Source organism: Kitasatospora sp. NPDC033851 (assembly GCF_055576085.1).
In genome coordinates, this window is the sequence record NZ_JBVIRL010000002.1 from 241782 (window position 1) to 264358 (window position 22577).

The 22577-nt window shown below is 70.6% G+C and carries 20 protein-coding genes; all 20 read right to left on the minus strand.

Going from position 1 to position 22577, the window contains the following annotated elements; all coding sequences use genetic code 11:
• Positions 1 to 168: 168 nt before the first annotated feature.
• Entirely contained in the window at positions 169 to 1614 is a 1446-nt protein-coding gene (atpD, locus tag ACZ51D_RS04255) for a F0F1 ATP synthase subunit beta (protein WP_360498629.1), read from the minus strand.
• Between the two features lie 2 nt (positions 1615 to 1616).
• Positions 1617 to 2531, minus strand: a complete 915-nt coding sequence (locus ACZ51D_RS04260) for a F0F1 ATP synthase subunit gamma (RefSeq protein WP_360498627.1) — start codon at positions 2529 to 2531, stop codon at positions 1617 to 1619.
• A 32-nt stretch (positions 2532 to 2563) separates the two neighbouring features.
• Positions 2564 to 4138 (minus strand): F0F1 ATP synthase subunit alpha, encoded by a 1575-nt coding sequence (gene atpA, locus ACZ51D_RS04265; RefSeq protein WP_030235796.1) that lies wholly within the window; start codon positions 4136 to 4138, stop codon positions 2564 to 2566.
• Between the two features lie 156 nt (positions 4139 to 4294).
• Positions 4295 to 5110, minus strand: a complete 816-nt coding sequence (locus tag ACZ51D_RS04270; protein ID WP_360498625.1) for a F0F1 ATP synthase subunit delta — start codon at positions 5108 to 5110, stop codon at positions 4295 to 4297.
• On the minus strand, positions 5107 to 5664 hold the full coding sequence (locus tag ACZ51D_RS04275; RefSeq protein ID WP_360498623.1) for a F0F1 ATP synthase subunit B: 558 nt from the start codon (positions 5662 to 5664) through the stop codon (positions 5107 to 5109). Before ACZ51D_RS04275 ends, ACZ51D_RS04270 begins: the two co-directional genes overlap by 4 nt.
• Before the next feature lie 34 nt (positions 5665 to 5698).
• A complete protein-coding gene (gene atpE, locus ACZ51D_RS04280; protein ID WP_030282059.1) occupies positions 5699 to 5935 on the minus strand; it encodes an ATP synthase F0 subunit C in 237 nt (78 codons plus the stop codon).
• Between the two features lie 90 nt (positions 5936 to 6025).
• The gene (gene atpB / locus ACZ51D_RS04285) at positions 6026 to 6841 is read right to left on the minus strand and encodes a F0F1 ATP synthase subunit A (RefSeq protein WP_360498621.1); all 816 of its coding nucleotides are present in this window, start codon (positions 6839 to 6841) and stop codon (positions 6026 to 6028) included.
• A 285-nt stretch (positions 6842 to 7126) separates the two neighbouring features.
• A complete protein-coding gene (locus ACZ51D_RS04290; protein ID WP_360498619.1) occupies positions 7127 to 7570 on the minus strand; it encodes a hypothetical protein in 444 nt (147 codons plus the stop codon).
• A gap of 298 nt (positions 7571 to 7868) precedes the next feature.
• Entirely contained in the window at positions 7869 to 9146 is a 1278-nt protein-coding gene (locus tag ACZ51D_RS04295) for an MraY family glycosyltransferase (protein ID WP_360498617.1), read from the minus strand.
• A 173-nt stretch (positions 9147 to 9319) separates the two neighbouring features.
• Positions 9320 to 10600 carry a serine hydroxymethyltransferase gene (locus ACZ51D_RS04300; RefSeq protein WP_465661134.1) on the minus strand — a complete coding sequence of 427 codons (1281 nt, stop codon included), beginning with the start codon at positions 10598 to 10600 and terminating at the stop codon, positions 9320 to 9322.
• A 270-nt stretch (positions 10601 to 10870) separates the two neighbouring features.
• A complete protein-coding gene (locus ACZ51D_RS04305; RefSeq protein ID WP_360498809.1) occupies positions 10871 to 11512 on the minus strand; it encodes an arsenate reductase/protein-tyrosine-phosphatase family protein in 642 nt (213 codons plus the stop codon).
• Positions 11513 to 11544: 32 nt separating this feature from the next.
• Positions 11545 to 12192 carry an L-threonylcarbamoyladenylate synthase gene (locus ACZ51D_RS04310; protein ID WP_360498613.1) on the minus strand — a complete coding sequence of 216 codons (648 nt, stop codon included), beginning with the start codon at positions 12190 to 12192 and terminating at the stop codon, positions 11545 to 11547.
• A gap of 157 nt (positions 12193 to 12349) precedes the next feature.
• Positions 12350 to 13216: a peptide chain release factor N(5)-glutamine methyltransferase gene (prmC, locus tag ACZ51D_RS04315; protein WP_360498611.1), complete on the minus strand. Its 867-nt coding sequence runs from the start codon at positions 13214 to 13216 to the stop codon at positions 12350 to 12352.
• Positions 13217 to 13280: 64 nt separating this feature from the next.
• Entirely contained in the window at positions 13281 to 14357 is a 1077-nt protein-coding gene (gene prfA / locus ACZ51D_RS04320; RefSeq protein ID WP_360498609.1) for a peptide chain release factor 1, read from the minus strand.
• 156 nt (positions 14358 to 14513) lie between these two features.
• Positions 14514 to 14735, minus strand: coding sequence for a 50S ribosomal protein L31 (gene rpmE, locus ACZ51D_RS04325; RefSeq protein ID WP_030057539.1), 222 nt, complete (start codon positions 14733 to 14735; stop codon positions 14514 to 14516).
• A 137-nt stretch (positions 14736 to 14872) separates the two neighbouring features.
• The gene (locus ACZ51D_RS04330; protein WP_465617630.1) at positions 14873 to 16009 is read right to left on the minus strand and encodes an LCP family protein; all 1137 of its coding nucleotides are present in this window, start codon (positions 16007 to 16009) and stop codon (positions 14873 to 14875) included.
• A 140-nt stretch (positions 16010 to 16149) separates the two neighbouring features.
• Positions 16150 to 18258, minus strand: coding sequence for a transcription termination factor Rho (gene rho, locus ACZ51D_RS04335; protein WP_465617628.1), 2109 nt, complete (start codon positions 18256 to 18258; stop codon positions 16150 to 16152).
• Between the two features lie 599 nt (positions 18259 to 18857).
• Positions 18858 to 19796, minus strand: coding sequence for a homoserine kinase (gene thrB, locus ACZ51D_RS04340; RefSeq protein ID WP_465617626.1), 939 nt, complete (start codon positions 19794 to 19796; stop codon positions 18858 to 18860).
• A 366-nt stretch (positions 19797 to 20162) separates the two neighbouring features.
• Positions 20163 to 21263 (minus strand): threonine synthase, encoded by a 1101-nt coding sequence (thrC, locus tag ACZ51D_RS04345; protein ID WP_465617624.1) that lies wholly within the window; start codon positions 21261 to 21263, stop codon positions 20163 to 20165.
• Positions 21264 to 21272: 9 nt separating this feature from the next.
• Positions 21273 to 22565 carry a homoserine dehydrogenase gene (locus ACZ51D_RS04350; protein ID WP_360498600.1) on the minus strand — a complete coding sequence of 431 codons (1293 nt, stop codon included), beginning with the start codon at positions 22563 to 22565 and terminating at the stop codon, positions 21273 to 21275.
• Between the last annotated feature and the right edge of the window lie 12 nt (positions 22566 to 22577).

The window sequence follows — 22577 nt, forward strand, 5'->3', positions numbered from 1 at the left end:
CATGCAACGCCCGATTACTCGGGAGTTTCGGTAAGAATAACGGCCCCGTGCCTCCGGCATGAAACCGGCGGCACGGATTTGACCGGAATCACAGCCGATGCGACGCGAGGGGTGGCTCCCAGGCTCGGGGGCCACCCCTCACGGTCACTCAGCTGCTACCGGCCGCGATTACTTCTTCGCCAGCTCGGCGGCGTTCTTCTCGAGGTCCTCGATGCCACCGCACATGAAGAAGGCCTGCTCCGGGACGGAGTCGTACTTGCCGTCCGCGATCGCGTTGAAGGCCTCGATGGTCTCCGACAGCGGCACGGTCGAACCCTCGACACCGGTGAACTGCTTCGCCACGTAGGTGTTCTGCGAGAGGAAGCGCTCGATGCGACGGGCACGGTGCACCGTGATCTTGTCCTCTTCGGACAGCTCGTCGATACCGAGGATCGCGATGATGTCCTGGAGGTCCTTGTACTTCTGCAGGATCCCCTTGATACGGAGGGCCGTGTCGTAGTGGGTCTGCGCGATGTACCGCGGGTCGAGGATGCGGGACGTGGAGTCCAGCGGGTCGACGGCCGGGTAGATGCCCTTCTCCGAGATCGGACGCGACAGAACGGTCGTCGCGTCCAGGTGGGCGAAGGTGGTGGCCGGCGCCGGGTCGGTCAGGTCGTCCGCGGGGACGTAGATCGCCTGCATCGAGGTGATCGAGTGACCGCGGGTCGAGGTGATGCGCTCCTGCAGGAGGCCCATCTCGTCGGCCAGGTTCGGCTGGTAGCCCACCGCGGAGGGCATGCGGCCGAGCAGGGTCGACACCTCGGAACCGGCCTGGGTGAACCGGAAGATGTTGTCGATGAAGAGGAGCACGTCCTGCTTCTCGACGTCACGGAAGTACTCCGCCATGGTCAGCGCGGAGAGCGCGACGCGCAGACGGGTGCCCGGCGGCTCGTCCATCTGGCCGAAGACCAGCGCGGTCTTGTCCAGAACGCCCGAGTCGACCATCTCGTCGATGAGGTCGTTGCCCTCACGGGTGCGCTCGCCGACGCCGGCGAACACCGACACACCACCGAAGTTCTCGGCGACGCGGTAGATCATCTCCTGGATCAGAACGGTCTTGCCGACACCGGCACCACCGAACAGACCGATCTTGCCACCCGTGACGTACGGGGTGAGCAGGTCGATGACCTTGATGCCGGTCTCGAACATCTCGGTCTTGGACTCGAGGTCCTTGAACTCGGGCGCCTTGCGGTGGATCGGCCAGCGGACCTCGACCTGCTGGTCGAACTCCTCCTGGTCGACGTTCAGCACGTCACCGAGGGCGTTGAAGACCTTGCCCTTGGTGATCTGGCCGACGGGCACCGAGATGGCCGAGCCGGTGTCGGTGACCTGCGCGCCACGGACCAGGCCGTCGGTCGGCTGCATCGAGATGCCGCGGACCATGCCGTCGCCGAGGTGCTGGGCAACCTCGAGGGTAAGGATCTTCTTGCCCGAACCGTCGGGGTTCTCCACCTCGACGTGCAGGGCGTTGAACATCTCCGGAATCGCGTCGACGGGGAACTCCACGTCGACGACCGGGCCGATGACCCGCGCGACGCGGCCCGTCGCCGTGGTCGGCTCAACAGTGGTGGTCATACTCATTCGCTCCCGCGGCTAGCGTCGGCCAGCGCGTTGGCGCCACCGACGATCTCGCTGATTTCCTGGGTGATCTCGGCCTGACGGGCCGAGTTGGCAAGCCGCGTGAGCGACTTGATGAGCTCGCCGGCGTTGTCCGTCGCGCTCTTCATCGCGCGACGACGAGCGGCGTGCTCGGAGGCAGCCGACTGCAGCATCGCGTTGTAGATCCGGCTCTCGACGTACCGCGGCAGCAGCGCGTCCAGGACGCCCTCCGCCGACGGCTCGAAGTCGTACAGCGGGAAGATCTCCGACTTGGCCGGCGTCTGGTCGCTGAGCTGGACCTCGTCCAGCTTCAGCGGCAGCAGCCGGGCTTCCACCGCGTTCTGCGTCAGCATCGACACGAACTCGGTCGAGACCAGGTGGAGCTCGTCCACGCCGCCCGTCTCGGCCGTGAAGGCCTCGATCAGGTCGGCGGCCACGGTCTTCGCGTCACCGTAGGTCGGCTTGTCGGAGAATCCCGTCCACGAGCCCGTGATCGCGAGACCGCGGAACGTGTAGTACGAGACGCCCTTGCGGCCGACGATGTACGTCACCACGTCCTTGCCCTCGGCCTTCAGGCGCTCGGTGAGCACCTGGGCGGCCTTGATGGCGTTGGTCGAGTAGCCGCCCGCCAGACCGCGGTCCGCCGTGATCATCAGCACGGCGGCGCGCGAGGCGCTCGGGTTCTCGGTGGTGAGCGGGTGCTTGGCGTTGGACCGGGTGGCCACCGCCGTCACCGCCCGGGTGAGCTCATCGGCGTACGGAGTGGAGGCGGCCACCGCGCGCTGCGCCTTGACGATGCGCGACGCGGAGATCATCTCCATCGCCTTGGTGATCTTCTTCGTCGCGGTGACAGAGCGGATCCGGCGCTTGTAGACCCGAAGCTGTGCTCCCATGGGTCGTTACGTCCTTTCCCTCGCTACCGGACTCAGGCCTGCTCGGAGAGCAGCTTGCCGTCAGCGGTCTGGTAGCCCTGCTTGAACGCGTCGATCGCCGTGGTCAGCGCGTCGACGGTGCCGTCGGCGAGCAGACCGGTCTCGACGATGCCGGCGAGCAGGTCCTTGTGCTGCAGGCGGACGTGGTCCAGGAACTCACGCTCGAAGCGGCGGATCTCGGCGACCGGGACGTCGTCCAGCTTGCCGGTGGTGCCGGCCCAGATGGAGACGACCTGCTCCTCGACCGGGAACGGCTGGTACTGGCCCTGCTTCAGCAGCTCGACCATGCGCGCACCGCGCTCCAGCTGGGCCTTGGAGGCCGCGTCCAGGTCGGAACCGAAGGCGGCGAAGGCCTCCAGCTCGCGGTACTGGGCGAGGTCCAGACGCAGACGGCCGGCGACCGAGCGCATGGCCTTGATCTGGGCGGAGCCACCGACGCGGGAGACCGAGATACCGACGTTCACGGCCGGGCGGATGCCGGCGTTGAACAGGTCGGACTCCAGGAAGCACTGGCCGTCGGTGATGGAGATGACGTTGGTCGGGATGTACGCCGAGACGTCGTTGGCCTTGGTCTCGATGATCGGCAGACCGGTCATCGAGCCGCCGCCCAGGGCGTCGTTCAGCTTGGCGCAGCGCTCCAGCAGGCGGGAGTGCAGGTAGAACACGTCACCCGGGTAGGCCTCGCGGCCCGGCGGGCGGCGCAGCAGCAGGGAGACGGAGCGGTAGGCCTCGGCCTGCTTCGACAGGTCGTCGAAGATGATCAGGACGTGCTTGCCGTCGTACATCCACTCCTGGCCGATGGCCGAACCGGTGTACGGGGCGAGGTACTTGAAGCCGGCCGGGTCGGAGGCGGGAGCAGCCACGATGGTGGTGTACTCCAGCGCGCCGGCCTCCTCCAGGGCGCCGCGGACGGACGCGATGGTGGAGCCCTTCTGGCCCACGGCGACGTAGATGCAGCGGACCTGCTTCTCCGGGTCGCCCGAGCGCCAGTTGTCACGCTGGTTGATGATCGTGTCGACGGCCACCGCGGTCTTGCCGGTCTGGCGGTCACCGATGATCAGCTGACGCTGGCCACGGCCGATCGGGGTCATCGCGTCGATGGCCTTGATGCCGGTCTGCAGCGGCTGCTTGACCGACTTGCGGGCCATGACGCCGGGGGCCTGCAGCTCCAGGGCACGACGGCCGGTGGAGGCGATGTCGCCCAGGCCGTCGATCGGGTTGCCCAGCGGGTCCACGACGCGGCCGAGGTAGCCGTCGCCGACCGGAACCGAGAGGACCTCGCCGGTGCGGCGCACGGTCTGGCCCTCTTCGATGCCGCCGAACTCACCGAGGACGACGACACCGATCTCGCGGGTGTCGAGGTTCAGCGCGAGGCCGAGCGTGCCGTCCTCGAACTTCAGCAGCTCGTTCGCCATGACCGAGGGCAGGCCCTCGACATGCGCGATGCCGTCCGCTGCGTCAGTGACCGTACCGACCTCTTCCACAGAAGCGGCGTCCGGCTGGTACGACTGGACAAAGTCGGCCAGCGCGTCCCGGATCTCCTCCGGACGGATCGTAAGCTCCGCCATCAGGCTTCCCTGCTCTCCTAGTTTGCGATCCTCGGCCCGCCATTGAGGGCCGCAAGTATTCGACTCTCGGCCGGGTCTTTCGAACCGGCCGTACGATGTGCCGGCTCCTTGGGGAGCCGGTTTCCCGACCGAGGGTCGGATGTGCTGCTTCGGTGCTCAGCCTTCGAGCGACTGGCGAGCGCCCTCAAGGCGGCTCGACACGGTGCCGTTGATGATCTCGTCGCCGATCTGCACCCGGACACCGCCGACGACCTCGGGGTCGACGTCGATGTTCAGGTGGACCTGGCGGCCGTACATCCGGCCCAGAGCGCCGGACAGGCGCTCCTTCTGGGTGTCCGACAGCGGCACCGCGGTGGTGACCAGGGCCACCATGCGGTCGCGGCGTGCGGCGGCGAGCTTGGAGTAGGACTCCAGGCCCTGCTCCAGGCTACGGCCACGCGGCGCGTTGACGACGGCGGTGACCAGCCGGACGGTGCCGGCGTTGGCGCGGCCGCCGAGCAGCTTCTTGATCAGCTCGGCCTTCGCGACGGCACCGGCCTTCGGCTCGGTCAGCGCGGCGCGCAGCTCGTGCGAGCCGCTCACCACCCGACCGAAGCGGAACAGCTCGTCCTCGACGTCGTCCAGGGCGCCGGCCCTGTCCGCGGCGATGATCTCGGCGTACGCGGCGAGCTCCTCGGTCGCGTCCACCAGGTCGCGCGAGCCCGACCAGCGGGAGCGGACCAGACCGGAGACCAGGTCGACGGCCTCGCCGGAGACCTGGCCGGTCAGCAGCGAGCTGACCAGCTGGGCCTTGTCCTGGCCCGACCGCGAGGGGTCGGTCAGGACTCGGCGCAGCGACACCTCGCGGTCCAGCACGGCCGTGACGGCGGTGAGCTCCTCGGCGAGCTTGGCCGCGTCCACCGAGGTGGAGTCGGTCAGGCTCTCCAGGTTCCGCCGGCCGGCGACGAGGGCCTCACGACTGGCGCCGATCACTTGGCCGCGCCCTGAGCAACGGCGGCCTTGGCCTCCAGCTCGTCCAGGAAACGGTCGATGACGCCGCTCTGCCGGGTGTGGTCCTCGAGGGACTCACCCACGATGCGGGACGCCAGCTGGGTGGCCAGCGAGCCCACGTCCTGGCGCAGGGCGGTGGTCGCCTGCTTCTTGTCCGCCTCGATCTGGGCGTGACCGGCCGCGACGATGGCCTCGCGCTGACGCTGGCCCTCCTCGCGCATCTCGGCGAGCTGGGCAGCGCCCTGCTCACGAGCCTGCTCGACGATGCGGGCAGCCTCGTGACGTGCCTCGGCAAGCTCGGCGCGGTACTGCTCGAGCACGACCTGGGCCTCGGCCTGAGCGGCCTCGGCGCGCTCCATGCCGCCCTCGATGGCGTCCCGGCGCTCCGACAGCACCTTCTCGATGCTGGGAAGAAGCTTCTTGCCGAGCAGACCGAAGACGATGAAGAAGCAGAGCAGGCCGATGATGATCTCGGGCCAGTTGGGGAGGAGAGGGTTCATCTTCTCCTCGGCCGCGAGCTGAGCCAACATGCTCATATCTGGACCTTCCTCGAAAGGGTCTGCGGCAGGATTACTTGTTGCCGAAGACGAACGGCATGACGATGCCGATGAGGGCCAGCGCCTCGGTCAGCGCGAAGCCGATGAACATGTTGGAACGGATGAGACCGGCAGCCTCGGGCTGACGGGCCATCGCCTGGACACCGTTGCCGAAGATCAGACCGACGCCGATGCCGGGGCCGATGGCGGCGAGGCCGTAGCCGATGGAGGCGACGGAACCGTAGACAGTGCCCTCAGCGAGGATGCTCATTGACGTTGTCCTTTGCAGGGTGGTGAACCGGTGGTGATTGGCCACCGGGCGATCCGGGAGGTGGTTCTGGGGAGGGGCTGAGCCCCTGGCTCAGTGCGACTCTTCGAGGGCACCGGCGATGTAGCTGCTGGCCAGCATCACGAAGATGTAGGCCTGCAGGAACTGGACCAGCAGCTCGAAGGCGGTCAGCGCGACGGCGACGACGAACGAGGCCGAGCCGTACAGCGCGCCCAGGGTCGGGCTGAGCAGGTACCAGGAGGCGATGGAGAACATCACGATCAGCAGGTGGCCGGCGAACATGTTCGCGAAGGCTCGGACCGCGAGCGTGAACGGGCGCACGAAGATGTTCGAGAAGAACTCGATCGGCACCAGGATGAACATGACCCAGCCGGGGATGCCCGAGGGCCAGCAGAGGTTCTTGAAACCGCCGACGAAGCCGTGCTTCTTGAAGGTCAGCGTCATGTAGGTGACCCACACGACCGCCGCGAGGCCGGCCGGGAACGCGATCGCCGCCGTCACCGGGAACTGTGCGAACGGGATGACCGACATGATGTTCATCAGCCAGATGAAGAAGAACATCGAGACCAGCATCGGGACGTACTTCTCGCCCTTTTTGCCGATCGTCTCGAGCACGATGGAGCGCTTGACGAAGTCGTAGCCGATCTCGGCGACCAGCTGCAGCTTGCCGGGGACCAGGCGCGGCTTGGCGAAGGCGGCCCAGAAGAAGACGACCACCAACACTGCGACGATCATCGACAGCAGCATCGGCTTGTTGAAGTAAAAGCTGCCGATGGTGAAGATCGGCTTGAAGTCGAATTCGTTCAGACCCGGGGCCGGGAAGCCGCAGCCAGCGTCCCCGAAGTGGCAACTGCCTGAGGCGAGGGACGACGTGAGTTCAGCACTCACCACGGACTCCTTCGTCGTGACGCATGGATACGGCAACCTCGGTGTGTCGGCGTGGCCTACGGCCACGGAGCGGCACTGGAACTTGATGGGTTTCTCGCCGACCCCGCTCGACGGCGCGCTGCGCGACTGCGGGATCATCGAAGACTGCGCGGGTCCGGGGGGCGATCAGTCCGCTGTCCGGACAGACCAGGCCTCTTCCCGTACTCCGTTGTTGCGACGGACGATAGCAGGCCGTCAGTGCGGCATAAACACCGCCCCCCTCGTTGGGGGGACAGCCGGGCCTCGTCACTGTTGACGTCCGGAGTCGGAGGGCTTGTCGCCCTTCTTTTCCGAGGCGTCGGGGTCGACGTAGAAGGTCTTGGCCTTGAGTGCGCCGCGCACCTGGAAGCCCGTCCAGATCAGCGCGCAGCCGAGCAGGGTGAAGGCGAAGGCCTGCCGGTTGAACAGCGTGGTGTCCTTGAAGACGGCCAGGACGATGCCGACCAGCAGGATCTGCGTGGTGTACACCAGGAGCGCCGCGGCCATCATGATCTGCGGGTTCGACCGGGTCAGCCGGTCGAGCGCGACCTGGCCGAAGCTGAAGAAGGCCATCACGAGCAGAGCGCCGAAGAGGGCGCCGAGCAGGCCCTTCCCGCCGGCGACGGCGAACGAGATCGCCATGGCGATGATCCCGGCGACCGCAGTGGGAATCGCGGCGCCTCGGAGGATCCGGGCGTCGGTGGACGGCATGTCGGCAGCTCCGGCGGCATGTCGATGTGGCGGGGGACGGGCACAGACGGTGGTGAAGTGACACCGACCGAGGCATCGCCGTCGGGCCGCCCGCTGGAACGGCGGGCCCGTCAAGGGAGACCGACAGGGACGGAAGTCATCCACCTGTCAGGACTTTCGGCGTGTTCTCGGTACTCGTGAACGGTATCACAAACTATTTGATGAGAGCTTTACCATGATTGTGTGGCACCTGTCACACCAACGGCTCAGCGAATCCGCCGTATGGGTGAAGCCATTTGACGGATCGCCAACTCCCTTGTCAGTGACGGCCGCTGGCCGGTCCGTGGTCGGCCCGCTCGGACGAGTCCCGGCTGGCTTCACCCAGAAGTTGCTTGTCCTTCGCCGACAGTTCGGCCATCGGACCCGAGGACTGCCGGCGGTACCGCGGCGGGACGAAGGACTGCACCGCCCGCGGGGCGCGCGGCCGGAACCGCGGGGTGAGCAGCACCACCAGGCCGAGCAGGCAGAGCCCGGCGAGTGTCAGGACCACGGTGCGGCCGGTGTTGCTGACCGAGAAGGCCACCGTGCCGAAGGCGATCAGCGCGGCCCAGAAGTACATGATCAGCACGGCCCGGCTGTGCGAGTGACCGACCTGCAGCAGGCGGTGGTGCAGGTGGCGCTTGTCCGCGGCGAACGGCGACTGGCCGGCCCAGGTGCGACGCACCACCGCGAGCAGCAGGTCGGCCAGCGGCAGCGCGATGACCGTCAGCGGCAGCAGCAGCGGGATGTAGATCGGCACCAACGCGTGCACGGTGGCGGTCTGCGAACCGGTCTCGTTGTTGATCAGGTCGGGGTCGACCCGGCCGGTGATGGAGATCGCGGCGACGGCCAGCATCAGGCCCAGCATCATCGAGCCGGAGTCGCCCATGAAGATCCGCGCGGGGTGCATGTTGTGCGCCAGGAAGCCCAGGCACATGCCGATCAGCAGCACGCTGAACAGCACCGCGGGGGCCGCGTCGGTGATCGCGTAGCCGTACCAGAGCCGGTAGCTGTACAGGAAGAACGCCATCGCGGCGATGCAGACCATGCCGCCGGCCAGGCCGTCCAGACCGTCGATGAAGTTCACCGCGTTGACCATGACGACGACCAGGGTGACCGAGATGACCATGCCCTGGGTCGGGCTCACCGCGACCGCGCCGACACCGGGCACCGGGAGGGTGATGACCGTGACACCCTGCCAGACCATCACACCGGCGGCGATCATCTGGCCGCCGAGTTTCACCAGCGCGTCCACGCCCCACTTGTCGTCGAGCACGCCGAGCAGCCACATGATCCCGGCGCCGGACAGCAGCGCGCGGATGTCGGTGCCCTGGGTGAACACCTTGCTCAGGTTGTCGAGTTGCGAGGCGACGAGGATGCCCGCGCACAGCCCGCCGAACATCGCGATGCCGCCGAGCCGCGGCGTGGGCTCGCGGTGGACGTCACGGGCGCGCACCGGCGGCATGGCGCCGGCCGCAATGGCGAACTTCCGGACCGGGCCGGTCAGCAGGTAGGTGACGGCGGCGGTGCAGAACAGCACCAGCAGATACTCACGCACCACTGGCCTCCTGCATCACTGTCGAACGGGGAAGTACCGAAGGTACTCCCCTGCCTTCCCGGGGTTCGAGGTGCGTCGCCACGGCACCCACCTTATTGAGTCGGACGCCCGGGACGTGCATCGCGGTTCGCTCTCCCGGGTAGGAGATCCGGATGCCCGTGGACGGACCGCCGTCAGGACCGGTCGGCGAACGCCAGCGCGAGCTCCCGGACCCGCACCGCGGCCGGGGCGACGGCTCCCCCGGCGAGCACCCGCACGATCAGCCCGGCGATCTCGGACAGCTCCGCCCCGCCCATCCCCTGGCTGGTCACGGTGCCCGTCCCCAGCCGGATCCCGGAGGCCTCGGCGGGCGGCGCCTGGTCGAACGGCAGTGCGCACTTGCCGAGCAGCAGCCCGGCGGCCGCGCAGCGCCGCTCGGCCTCCGCGCCGGTCACGCCGAGCGGGCTCACGTCCGCCGTCACCAGATGGGTGTCGGTCCCGCCCGTCAGAGGGCGCGCTCCGGCCTCCGCGAGCCCCTCGGCCAGCACCCGCGCCCCGGACACCGTCCGCTCCGCGTACGCCCGGTAGGCGGGCGTCGAGGCCTCCGCGAGGGCGACCGCCTTGCCGGCCACCTCGTTCATCGCCGCGCCGCCCTGGCTGAACGGGAACACCGCCCGGTCGATCCGCTCGGCCAGCTCCGCGGTGCACAGCAGCAGGCCGCCGCGCGGACCGCGCAGCAGCTTGTGGGTGGCCGCCACCGTGACGTCCGCGTACGGCACCGGGGAGGGCGCCACCCCCGCCGCGACCAGACCGGTGGTCTGCGCCGCGGAGGCGATCAGGTAGGCGTCCACCTCGTCGGCGATCTCCCGGAAGGCCGCCCAGTCCGGATGCCGGGGGTAGGAGATCGAGCCCGCCACGATCGCCTTGGGGCGGTGCAGCCGGGCCAGTTCGCGCACCTGGTCGAGGTCGATCAGCCCGTCGCTCTCGCGCACGCCGTAGCCGGTGAAGGCGAACCAGCGGCCGGAGAAGTTGGCGCGCGAGCCGCAGCTGAGGTGACCGCCGTGCTCCAGCGACATCGCGAGCACCCCGTCACCGGGCTTCAGCAGCGCCGCGTACGCCGCCAGCATCGCCGAAGTCACCGACCGGGGCTGGACGTTGGCGTGCGGGGCGGCGAACAGCTCGCGGGCCCGGTCGATCGCCAGCAGCTCGGCGGCGTCCGCCAGCGTGCAACCGGTGTGGTGCCGGCGCCCCGGGTAGCCCTCGGCGTACTTGTCGATCAGCGGGCCGGTGAGGGCCGCCAGGACGGCCGGGGTGGTGAGGTTCTCCCCCGCCAGCAGCTGGATCGTCTCGGCGCGCCGCTCGGCCTCCGCGGCCAGCAGGTCGGCCAGCTGCGGATCCGCCCGGTGCAGGGCCTCGGACGCCCACGGGCGCCCCCTCGTCGCGGTCGAACCGGTCGCGGCATCGGTGACGGTCATGGCGGGGCTCCCGGGCGCTGCGGGTGGGGGCACCTCCCAGCCGGAGGCTGGGGGCCGGTCAGACCAGCGTAGGACGGCCGCCGCCGCCCGGCCCGTCGGGACGCGGCCGTTCGGGCCCTCTGTATTGCCGCTCGGCTCGCCTCCGGGCCGCTCCTGACCCGGCGCCGACGGTCGGCGGGCACTGCGCCACCTCCTTCGTCGGCGGCTTGGCCCTTCTCCCTTTCGGCACCGGCGCGGCCCTTCGGCTCGCTCGCGGGGCGGGGCGGGGCGTCAGCGCGGCGCGGACACGCCGGTGAGCGCGGTGACCACCGGGTCGACCGCGTGGAATATCTCCTCGCCGCAGTTGCGGAACATGCCGATCGGCGCCCCGTACGGGTCGTCCACCTCGTCCGACTCCGGGGTGGCCGCCAGCAGCCAGCCGCGCAGCGCGGCGGCCGCCCGGACCAGCGCGCGGGCCCGCTCGGTGACGTCGGCACCGCGCCGGGGGTCGGGCAGCGTGCCCGGGTCGATCGTCCGCACCAGGCGGGTGAACTCCTTCAGCGTGAAGGTGCGCAGCCCCGCCTCGTGGCCCATCGAGATCACCTGGGCGCGGTGGTCCAGGGTCGCGGTGAGCACCAGGTCGGCCTCCACCACGTGCTCGTCCAGCAGCTCACGGCCGGTGAAGCCGCCACTGTCGGCACCGTACTCGTCGAGCACGGTCGCCGCGTGGTCCTCCATCGGCGCACCCTCGTGGCCCCAGGTACCGGCGCTCTCCACCAGGATCCGCCCGGCCACCCGGGGGCTCAGCCGGGTGTCCAGCTCACGCCGGGTGAGCCGCTCGGCGATCGGCGAGCGGCAGATGTTCCCCGTGCAGACGAACAGGATCCGGAAGTGGTCCAGCGGCCTGGGGCCCACGCTCAGGTACGGCGCTATGCCGGGCCCGGCATGGAGCGAGGCGGTGGGCGTCAACTGCCGGCCTCCAGGTCGGGGACGACCTCCCTCAGCTGCTCGACGCTGATCGCGCCGGCCCGCAGCAGAACCGGGACCTTGCCGGTGACGTCGACGATGGACGAGGCGGCGGAGTGGTCGGCCGACCCGCCGTCCAGGTAGACCGAGACGGCGTCGCCGAGCTGCGCCTGCGCCTCGTCACAGGTCAGCGGGGACTCCCCGCCGATCCGGTTGGCGCTGGAGACGGCCATCGGGCCGGTCACGTTCAGCAGCTCGATGGCGACCGGGTGCAGCGGCATCCGGACCGCGACGGTGCCGCGGGTCTCGCCGAGGTCCCAGCGCAGCGAGGGCTGGTGCCGGGCGACCAGGGTGAGCCCGCCCGGCCAGAAGGCGTCGACCAGTTCCCACGCCTGCTCGGAGAAGTCGGTGACCAGGCCGTGCAGCGTCGTCGGCGAGCCGACCAGCACCGGCGACGGCGTGTTGCGGCCGCGGCCCCTGGTGGTCATCAGCTCGCCGACGGCCTCCGGGGAGAAGGCGTCCGCGCCGACCCCGTACAGGGTGTCGGTGGGCAGCACGACGAGTTCGCCGCGGCGGACGGCCGAAGCGGCCTCGCGCAGACCGGTGGCGCGGTCCCCGGCATCGGCACAGTCGTAGCGGCGGCTCATCGGTGCGGTCCCCTTCCGAAGTGGCTCATGGCGGTTACAAGGCGGCCTTGCGAGCGGTCGTACGGCGCTTGATGTTCACGACCCGACCCTCCGGGCGGTCGTACGGCGCTTGATGTTCACGACCCGACCCTCCGGGCGGTCGTACGGCGCTTGATGTTCACGACCCGACCCTCCGGGCGGTCGTGAAGCGCGGCCGGTTGTTCAGGTCGCGGTGGTCGGCGGTGTCCGTCCAGCCGCGTTCCTCGTTGAAGATCCACGGCACCTGGCCGCCCTGCTGGTCGGCGTGCTCGATCACCACCGCGCCGCCCGGGCGCAGCAGCCGCGCGGCCACCCGCTCGATGCCGCGGATGGTGTCCAGGCCGTCCTCGCCGGAGAACAGCGACATCTGCGGGTCGTGGTCGCGGGCCTCCGGCGCGACGTACTCCCACTCGGTGAGGGGGATGTACGGCGGGTTGGAGATGACCAGGTCGAAGCGGCCGTCCCAGGAGTGGTCGCCCTCGAAGGCCCGGGTGGCGTCCCCGGCGTGCAGGGTGACCCGGGCGCGGTCCGGGCTGGACTCGATGTTGCGCCGGGTGTACTCCAGCGCTCCCTCGTCCAGTTCGAAGGCGTGCACGGTCGAGCGCGGCAGTTCCTGGGCCAGGGCGAGGGCGATCGCGCCGGAGCCGGAGCACAGGTCCACCACCAGCGGCTCGGCCACGTCCATGTCGCGCACCGCGTCTATGGCCCACTCGACGACCGTCTCGGTCTCCGGCCGGGGCACGAACACGCCGGGGCCGACCGCCAGTTCGAGGTAGCGGAAGAACGCCCGCCCGGTGATGTGCTGGAGCGGCTCGCGCGCCTCGCGGCGCGAGACGGCCTCCCAGTAGCGGGCGTCGAAGTCGGCGTCCTTCACCGTGTGCAGCTGGCTGCGCTTGACGTGGTGGACGTAGGCGGCGAGCTCCTCCGCGTCGAAACGCGGCGACGGCACGCCGGCCGCGGCCAACCGCTGGGTGGCCTGGGCCACCTCGGCGAGCAGCAGGTTCATCCGTACGACCTCATGTTTTCTGCGCTCCGGCTTCGGACTGCGCGTGGGCTGGGGCGCGCCGGTCTCAGTTCTCTTGGGCCGCGGCGAGCTTGGCCGCCGCGTCCTTGTCCACGCAGGACTGGATCACCGCGTTCAGGTCACCGTCCAGGACCTGGTCCAGGTTGTACGACTTGAACCCCGTGCGGTGGTCCGAGATGCGGTTCTCGGGGTAGTTGTACGTCCGGATCCGCTCGGAGCGGTCCACCGTGCGGACCTGGCTGCGGCGCGCGTCCGAGGCCTCGCGCTCGGCCTCCTCCTGCGCGGCGGCCAGCAGCCGCGAACGCAGGATGCGCATCGCCTGCTCCTTGTTCTGCAGCTGGCTCTTCTCGTTCTGGCAGGACGCCACGATACCGGTCGGCAGGTGGGTGATCCGGACCGCGGAGTCGGTGGTGTTGACCGACTGGCCGCCGGGGCCGGAGGAGCGGTAGACGTCGATCCGCAGGTCGTTGGCGAGGATCTCGACCTCGACCTCCTCCGCCTCGGGGGTGACCAGCACGCCCGCCGCGGAGGTGTGGATGCGGCCCTGGGACTCGGTGGCGGGGACGCGCTGCACGCGGTGCACGCCGCCCTCGTACTTCAGCCGCGCCCAGACGCCCTGGCCGGGCTCGGTGCTGCCCTTGGTCTTCACGGCCACCGAGACGTCCTTGTAGCCGCCGAGGTCGGACTCGTTGGAGTCGATGAGCTCGGTCTTCCAGCCGACCCGCTCCGCGTAGCGCAGGTACATCCGGAGCAGGTCACCGGCGAACAGCGCGGACTCCTCGCCGCCCTCGCCCGCCTTGATCTCCAGGATGACGTCCTTGTCGTCGCTCGGGTCGCGCGGCACCAGCAGGACCCGCAGCTCCTCGGTGAGCTCGTCGCGGCGCGCCTCGGAGTCCTTCACCTCGGAGATGAACTCCGGGTCCTCGGCAGCGAGTTCGCGCGCGGCCTCGATGTCCTCGCCGGCCTGCCGCCACTGCCGGTAGACCCGGGTGATCGGGGTCAGCTCGGCGTACCGCTTGGCCAGCTTGCGGGCGTTGTTCTGGTCGGCGTGGACGGACGGGTCGGCCAGCCTCGTCTCGAGGTCGGCGTGCTCGACGAGGAGCTCTTCGACTGCCTCGAACATGGGGTGGCCTTCTTCCCGGGGGCTCGGATCGGGTGGAGATCTGCTGGGGAGATCTGCTGGGGAGGGGGGAACGTGCGGGGGGACGCGAACGGCGCCGGCCCCCTGCGCCCCCGACAACGAAGTACGGGGGCGCCGGGAACCGGCGCCGAGGGAGCGCTAGGCCTTCGCGCTGTGCTGCTTGCCGAAGCGGGCCTCGAAGCGGGCCACGCGGCCACCGGTGTCGAGGATCTTCTGCTTGCCGGTGTAGAACGGGTGGCACTGCGAGCAGACCTCGGCGCGGATCTCGCCACTGGTCTCGGTCGAGCGGGTGGTGAACTCGGCACCGCAGGTGCAGGTCACACGGGTGACCACGTACTCGGGGTGAACGTTGGGCTTCAAGGGGTTCTCCTAGGTTTCGGGAGGGCACCGGGTCGGCGGCTGGAGCGCCGCACGTGAACCGGGACCGACGGACCAGTCTGCCAGGACCGGCCGCATCTTCCCAAACCGGGTCGCGTTCCGGGATATTCCGGGCCCGCTCAGCGCGCGGTGGTGGCCTTGGCGCCGGCCTTCGCGGTCTGCTTCCCCGCGGTCCGCGCGGGGGCCGACGCAGTGGCCGTGGGGGCCGCCTGGGCGGGGTTCTCCGGCTGCGCGGAGACGACCTCCGGGGGGAACTCCCGGTCGGCCTTGAGTGCCGCCCAGACCTGGTCGGCCTGCGGCTGCTGCTCGACCACCCGGTTCGGGTCGCCGGGGGCGGTCTCCACCGGCAGGGTGACCATGCCGAGCTGGTCCGGCCCGATCCCCTTGAGCTCCTGGACGAGCCCCACCAGGGAGTTCACCGAGCCGAGCGCGGAGTCGGTGGTGATGCTCTTGGTCACGGTGTCGCCGAGGGACCACAGCTTGACCGGGTTGGTGAACAGGCCGGCCCCGCCGGCCTGCTGGAGCAGCGACTTCACCATCTGCTTCTGCAGCTCGATCCGGCCGAGGTCGCTGCCGTCGCCGACGCCGTGCCGGGTCCGGACGAAGGCCAGTGCCTGCTTTCCGTCCAGGTGGTGCTGCCCGGGCGGCAGGTCGAGCCCGCTGTCCTTGTCGTGGATGGCCACCGTGGTGGTCACGGTGGCCCCGCCTATCGCGTCCACGACCCGGGCGAAGCCGGCGAAGTCGATCTGCAGGTAGTGGTCCATCCGCAGCCCGGTGAGCTGCTCGGTGGTCTTGACGGCGCAGGCCGCGCCGCCGCTCTCGAAGGCGCTGTTGTACATCGCGCGCTTCACGCCGGGGACGGTCCTGCCGTTGGCGTCGGTGCAGTCGGGGCGGGCGACCAGGGTGTCGCGCGGTATCGAGACGATCTGCGCGCGCGAGTGGTCCTGGTTGACGTGCACCACCATCGCGGTGTCCGAGCGGGCGGTGTCGCCGGTGTTGCCGCCGGCCAGGTCGCCGTTCTCGCCGTTCCGCGAGTCGGAGCCCAGCACCAGGATGTTGAAGGAGCCGTCGGTGGCGGCCGGCGGGCGGGCGCCACCGAGGCGGCCGTCGATGTCGACGCTCTTGATGTTGTCGTTGAGCTTCACGTACGCGTAGACGGCCGCTCCGGTGCCGAGGACGACGAGCGCGACGAACGCGCATGCGGCCGTCCGCAGGACCTTGCGGCGGCGACTCGGGATCCTCTTGTGCTCGGCCATACGGTCCAGAGTAAATCGGACAACATGATCCAAAGGCCCCAAGTTGTCCCAACTCTGGAACAACCCGGCGGCGAACGCACGGAACCCCGGACCGCTCGCGCGATCCGGGGTTCCGTGCTTCGACAGCCGTCCGGCTACGGTCAGTCGCCCGAGCCGGGGGTGGTCTTGGCGATCTGCATCAGGAACTCGGCGTTGCTCTTGGTCTGCTTCATCTTGTCCAGGAGCAGCTCGATCGCCTGCTGCGAGTCGAGCGCGTGCAGCACCCGGCGCAGCTTCCAGACGATGGCCAACTCCTCGCTGCCGAGCAGGATCTCCTCCTTGCGGGTGCTGGAGGCGTCCACGTCGACGGCCGGGAAGATGCGCTTGTCCGAGAGCTTCCGGTCGAGCTTGAGCTCCATGTTGCCGGTGCCCTTGAACTCCTCGAAGATCACCTCGTCCATGCGCGAACCGGTCTCGACCAGCGCGGTGGCCAGGATGGTCAGCGAGCCGCCGTTCTCGATGTTGCGCGCGGCACCGAAGAACTTCTTCGGCGGGTAGAGCGCGGTCGAGTCGACACCACCGGACAGGATGCGGCCGGAGGCCGGCGCCGCCAGGTTGTAGGCACGGCCCAGGCGGGTGATCGAGTCCAGCAGGATGACCACGTCGTGGCCCAGCTCCACCAGGCGCTTGGCGCGCTCGATGGCCAGCTCGGCGACGGTGGTGTGGTCCTCCGCCGGGCGGTCGAAGGTCGAGGAGATGACCTCGCCCTTCACCGACCGCTGCATGTCGGTGACCTCTTCCGGACGCTCGTCGACCAGGACGACCATCAGGTGGCACTCGGGGTTGTTGTGGGTGATCGCGTTGGCGACCGCCTGCAGCACCATCGTCTTGCCGGTCTTCGGCGGCGCGACGATCAGACCGCGCTGGCCCTTGCCGATCGGCGACACGAGGTCGATGATCCGGGTGGTCAGCACGCCCGGGTCGGTCTCCAGGCGCAGCCGCTCCTGCGGGTAGAGCGGGGTGAGCTTGTTGAACTCGGGGCGGCCCCGGCCGCTCTCCGGGTCCATGCCGTTGACGGAGTCCAGCCGCACCATGGCGTTGAACTTCTCGCGGCGCTCGCCGTCGCGCGGCTGGCGCACCGCACCGGTGATGGCGTCACCCTTGCGCAGGCCGTTCTTGCGGACCTGGGCGAGCGAGACGTAGACGTCGTTCTGGCCCGGCAGGTAGCCGGAGGTGCGCACGAACGCGTAGTTGTCGAGGATGTCGAGGATGCCCGCGACCGGGATCAGGACGTCGTCCTCGCCGATCTGCGTCTCGACGGGGCCGGCCTCGAAGCCGTCGCGGCCACGACGGCCCCGGCGGTCGCGGTAACGGCCGCGACGGCCGCGACGGCCCTCGCCGAACTCGTCGTCGTCGTAGCCGCCCTGCTGGACCTGCGGCTGCTGGGCCGGCTGGGCCTGGCGGCCCTGCGGCTGGTCGCCCTGGCCACTGCCCTGCGGCTGGCCCTGCTGGGGCTGGCGGTCGGTGCGCTCGCGGCGGTTGCGGCGGTCGCGACGCGACTCGCGCGAGTCGCCGTCCTGGGCCTCGCCGCCCTCCTGGCGGTCGGTGCGCTCGGTGCGCTCCGTGCGCTCGCCGGTGTCGCGGCGGTCGCGGCGCTCACGGCGGTCGCGGCGGCTCTCGCGGCCGTCCTCACGGCCCTCGAAGCCGCGGGTCTCGGCCGGGCGGGCCTCGGCCTGCTTCGGCTCGGCGACCGCGACGGTGGCGGCCTCGGCCGAAGCCTCGCCGGACGGGGCGGTGGGCGCGCCGGCGGCCGAGGTGGCACGGCGGCGGGTGCGCTCGGTACGGGCCGGCGCGGCGGTCTCGGCGGCGGCCTGGACCGGGATCTCGATCTGGGCCTGCGCCTCGGCGGCGGCCGGGGTCTCGGCCTCCGCCGCCTTGGCGGCGGCCTTGGTGCGGCGGGCGGGCTTCTCGGCCGGGGCCTCGGCGTCCGCCTTGGCGGCGGTGCGCTTGGCGGCCGGGGCGCCACCGGCGGCGAGCAGCGGGTCCCCGCCGCTCTTCTCCTTGATGGTCTCGATCAGCTGGCTCTTGCGCATGCGTCCGGTACCGGTGATGCCAAGGTCCGCGGCGAGCTTCTGCAGCTCGGCCAGGACCATGCCGTCCAGGCCCGCGGCGGCGCTGCGGCGGCGCCGTGCCGGGGCGGCGGGGGCGGCGGCTGCGTCCGACGCGTCGGCGTCCGGGCGCGCGCCCATCAGATCGGTGGAGTCGCTCACTAAGGGTCCTTCCCTGGAGCGGACGTCGGCCTGTCTGGCTCGGCGACCGGTTGTGCTGTCCTGACCAACGCTCGACTGCGTCGGTCCGAGGCGGTGATCCCTCGAACGGCGGGAGCCTGTCGAGGGAGGGCTGCGAGGTGCGGTGCGTGAAGCACGGTGGTGCTGAGTGGCGCGTGGGCCGGTCGTGTGTCGACCTCCCCTGAGGGCGTAACCCCCACGCTGCCTGCGAATCCCGGGCCCCCGTCGCGTGACGGTGGCCCGCGCTCCGCCCGTCCTGGCCTCGAGGTGGGAGGCCGCGGGTGGGAGTCAGGTGCCGTCACGGCTTCGGGATGCGGCCGCATGTCGCGCAGGCAGGCTGCGTACGCGCTGCGGTGGGCTCCCGGAGAATCGTCGCCCCGTGCATCGCCGCGACTCCACGGCAGTGGAGTGCTGGGATCGGGACGCGGCGCACCGAGCCCCGGAGGGCACCTGGTGCAGCAATGAGGTTAACACTACCGACCCCCTCAGACATTCCCCAGCCTGGTGCTTGCCAATCGTGTCCGGCGGCCCCGGCTCGGCGCGGGGCCGGTGCCGGGCCCGGGCGGGCACGTCCGTGCTGCTCAGGCGTCCAGTGGGAGCACGACGGCCCCGGTCCGGTCGACGTCCAGCCGGTGCGCGGCGAACGCCGGATCGCCGCCGTGGCCGTGGTGCCCGGCGAAGGCGAGCACCTTGTCGGCGTTCGCCTCGTCGGTGAGCGCCAGGACGGTCGGGCCGGCCCCGGAGATGACCGCGGGGACGCCCTCCGCACGCAGTACGCCGACCAGTGCGGCGCTGTCCGGCATGGCGGAGGCGCGGTAGTCCTGGTGCAGGCGGTCCTCGGTGGCGGCGAGGAGCAGTTCGGGGCGCCTGGTCAGCGCCTCCACCAGCAGCGCGGAGCGGCCGGCGTTGACCGCGGCGTCGGCCAGCGGGACGGTCTTCGGCAGCAGGCCGCGGGCGGTCTCGGTGAGCACCTCGCCGGCCGGGACGAACACCACCGGGACGACCTGCGCGGCGGGCTCCAGGGCGACCGCCTTGGCGGACTCCTCGTCGGTCCAGGCGATGGTGAAGTTGCCGCGCAGGCAGGCCGCGACGTTGTCCGGGTGGCCCTCCAGCTCGGAGGCGAGGGCCAGCAGCGCGTCGTCGTCCAGCGCGGACGGGCCCCCGATGGTGACCGCGCGGGCGGCCACGATGCCGGCGCAGATGGCGGCGGAGGAGGAGCCGAGGCCCCGGCCGTGCGGTATCCGGTTGGCACAGACCACTTCGAGGCCGCGCGGCTGGCCGCCGAGCCGGTCGAAGGCGGCGCGCATCGAGCGGACCAGCAGGTGGCGCTCGTCGCGCGGCAGCGTCTCGGCGCCCTCGCCGGCGATGTCGACGGAGAGACCGGAATCAGCGACCCGGACGACCACGTCGTCGTACAGACCCAGTGCGAGTCCGAAGGCGTCGAAGCCCGGGCCGAGGTTGGCGCTGGTCGCGGGAACCCTGACCCGGACGGCGGCGGCACGGAACGCAGGACCGGCCATGCGGTGGACTCTCCTGGGGAAATCGGGCGGCGCGGAGCGCGTCGTCGTATACGAGGGTGGGGGAAAGGGCCGCAGGCCCCTCGGGGCGGGCGGTCACAGTCGTCGGCGCGGCCCGGACGGCGCCGAGCCCGGGGCATGTGCCACACGGCCGAAGCCAGAGTATCGAAGAGAGGTTCCCGAGCGGTACACCCCGTGGGCCTTCGATCTGGTGTGTTGCCGGTTCTGGCCGGAATGCGCACCCCTCTCTGTCAAAGAGCGGGGCGAAATCGGAGCGGAATGCGAAGCAGAATTGACACAAAAGTGTCAGGGGAGAACTTTGACGGGCCGACCCCCGAAAGGGTCGGCCCGTCGCAGTGTCAGACCCCGTTACCGGTCGAGCAGACCGAGGCTACGGGCCGCGGCCTCCGGGTCGACCGGGACGATCTGCGGCTGCGGCGCGCCGGCCACCGCCCAGTCCGGGTCCTTGAGGCCGTTGCCGGTCACGGTGCAGACGATCCGCTGGCCCGGGTCGACCAGGCCGGCCTCCGCCTTGGCCAGCAGGCCGGCCACCGAGGCGGCCGAGGCGGGCTCCACGAAGACGCCCTCCTGCGAGGCCAACAGCCGGTAGGCGGACAGGATCTGACGGTCAGTCACCTTGTCGATGAGGCCGCCGGACTCGTCCCGCGCGGCGAGCGCGAAGTCCCAGGAGGCCGGGTTGCCGATCCGGATCGCGGTGGCGATGGTCTGCGGCTTGAGCACCGGGGCGCCGTCCACGATCGGGGCCGAGCCGGAGGCCTGGAAGCCCCACATCCGCGGGGTGCGCGAGGCCAGGCCGTCCGCCGCGTATTCGCGGTAGCCCTTCCAGTACGCGGTGATGTTGCCCGCGTTGCCGACCGGCAGGACGTGGATGTCCGGGGCGTCGCCGAGCATGTCGACGATCTCGAAGGCCGCGGTCTTCTGGCCCTCGATCCGCACCGGGTTCACGGAGTTGACCAGGGCCACCGGATACTTCTCGGACAGTTCACGCGCAAGGGTGAGACAGTCGTCGAAGTTCCCGTCGACCTGCAGGATCCTGGCGCCGTGCACCAGCGCCTGACCCATCTTGCCGAGGGCGATCTTGCCCTGCGGGACGAGCACCGCGGAGACCATCCCGGCCCGCACCGCGTAGGCGGCGGCGGAGGCCGAGGTGTTGCCGGTGGACGCGCAGATGACCGCCTGCGCGCCCTCCTCCTTGGCCTTGGAGATGGCCATCGTCATCCCGCGGTCCTTGAAGGAACCGGTCGGGTTCGCGCCCTCGACCTTGAGGTAGACCTCGCAGCCGGTGCGCTCGGAGAGCACCTGGGCGGGGACCAGGGGCGTACCGCCCTCCAGCAGGGTGACCACCGGGGTGGCCGCGGTGACCGGCAGGCGGTCCCGGTACTCCTCGATCAGGCCGCGCCACTGGTGGGTGTGCGCGCCTCGGACGACGTTCTCGGCAACGGCGTTCATGGCTGTTCCTTATTCCCCTTCGACCCGCATGATGCTGGCCACGTCCCGCACGCTGTCCAGCGCGCGGAGCTTGTCGACCGTCGCCGACAGCGCGGCGTCGGTGGCACGGTGGGTGACCACGACGAGCGAGGCGTCGCCGTCGCGGCCCTGCTGGCGCACGGTGTCGATGGAGACGCCGTGCTCGGCGAAGACGGACGCCACCTGGGCGAGCACACCCGCACGGTCGTCCACGTCCAGGCTGACGTGGTAGCGGGTGACCACCTGGTCCATCGGCTTGGCGGGCAGCCGGGTGTACACCGAGTCCCCGGGGCCGGTGGCGCCGGCCAGCTTGTTGCGGCAGACCGCGACCAGGTCGCCGAGCACCGCGGAGGCGGTCGGCGAGCCGCCCGCGCCCGGGCCGTAGAACATCAGTCGGCCGGCCGCCTCGGCCTCGACGAACACCGCGTTGTACGCCTCGCGGACGGAGGCCAGCGGGTGCGAGAGCGGGATCATCGCCGGGTGGACGCGCGCGGTGACGGACTCGCCGTCGGACGCCCGCTCGCAGATCGCGAGCAGCTTGACCACGCAGCCCATCTCCTTCGCGGAGGCGATGTCGGCGGCGGTCACCTCGGTGATGCCCTCGCGGTAGACGTCCGCCGCGGTGACCTTGGTGTGGAAGGCGATGCCGGCCAGGATCGCGGCCTTGGCGGCGGCGTCGAAGCCCTCGACGTCGGCGGTCGGGTCGGCCTCGGCGTAGCCCAGCGCGGTGGCCTCCTCCAGCGCCTCCGAGTAGCCGGCGCCGGTGGTGTCCATCTTGTCGAGGATGAAGTTGGTGGTGCCGTTGACGATGCCCAGCACCCGGTCGACCTTGTCGCCCGCGAGGGACTCGCGCAGCGGGCGCAGCAGCGGGATGGCGCCCGCCACCGCGGCCTCGTAGTACAGGTCCACCCCGGCCTCGGCGGCCGCGGCGTGCAGCTCGGTGCCGTCCTGGGCGAGCAGCGCCTTGTTGGCGCTGACCACCGAGGCACCCTGCTTGAACGCGGACAGGAGCAGGGATTTGGAGGGCTCGATGCCGCCCACGACCTCGACCACCACGTCGATGTCGCCCCGGTTGACCAGCGCCTCGGCGTCGGTGGTGATCAGGTGCTCGGGCACGCCCGGGCGCACCCGCCCGGCCCGGCGGACCGCGATCCCGACCAGCTCCACCGGGGCACCGATGCGAGCGGCGAGGTCGTCGGCCGTCGTCGTCATGATGCGCGCCACCTCGGAGCCCACCACACCACAACCCAGCAACGCCACCTTCAGCGGTCGCGTACGCATCATCCGACTCCGCTC

Bases quoted from the DNA above. Each gene is read 5' to 3' on its own strand.
- atpD (WP_360498629.1), bottom strand. From the start codon at position 1,614: ATGACCACCACTGTTGAGCCGACCACGGCGACGGGCCGCGTCGCGCGG.
- ACZ51D_RS04260 (WP_360498627.1), bottom strand. From the start codon at position 2,531: ATGGGAGCACAGCTTCGGGTCTACAAGCGCCGGATCCGCTCTGTCACC.
- atpA (WP_030235796.1), bottom strand. From the start codon at position 4,138: ATGGCGGAGCTTACGATCCGTCCGGAGGAGATCCGGGACGCGCTGGCC.
- ACZ51D_RS04275 (WP_360498623.1), bottom strand. From the start codon at position 5,664: ATGAGCATGTTGGCTCAGCTCGCGGCCGAGGAGAAGATGAACCCTCTC.
- atpE (WP_030282059.1), bottom strand. From the start codon at position 5,935: ATGAGCATCCTCGCTGAGGGCACTGTCTACGGTTCCGTCGCCTCCATC.
- ACZ51D_RS04290 (WP_360498619.1), bottom strand. From the start codon at position 7,570: ATGCCGTCCACCGACGCCCGGATCCTCCGAGGCGCCGCGATTCCCACT.
- ACZ51D_RS04300 (WP_465661134.1), bottom strand. From the start codon at position 10,600: ATGACCGTCACCGATGCCGCGACCGGTTCGACCGCGACGAGGGGGCGC.
- ACZ51D_RS04310 (WP_360498613.1), bottom strand. From the start codon at position 12,192: ATGAGCCGCCGCTACGACTGTGCCGATGCCGGGGACCGCGCCACCGGT.
- prmC (WP_360498611.1), bottom strand. From the start codon at position 13,216: ATGAACCTGCTGCTCGCCGAGGTGGCCCAGGCCACCCAGCGGTTGGCC.
- prfA (WP_360498609.1), bottom strand. From the start codon at position 14,357: ATGTTCGAGGCAGTCGAAGAGCTCCTCGTCGAGCACGCCGACCTCGAG.
- ACZ51D_RS04330 (WP_465617630.1), bottom strand. From the start codon at position 16,009: ATGGCCGAGCACAAGAGGATCCCGAGTCGCCGCCGCAAGGTCCTGCGG.
- thrB (WP_465617626.1), bottom strand. From the start codon at position 19,796: ATGGCCGGTCCTGCGTTCCGTGCCGCCGCCGTCCGGGTCAGGGTTCCC.
- thrC (WP_465617624.1), bottom strand. From the start codon at position 21,263: ATGAACGCCGTTGCCGAGAACGTCGTCCGAGGCGCGCACACCCACCAG.
- ACZ51D_RS04350 (WP_360498600.1), bottom strand. From the start codon at position 22,565: ATGATGCGTACGCGACCGCTGAAGGTGGCGTTGCTGGGTTGTGGTGTG.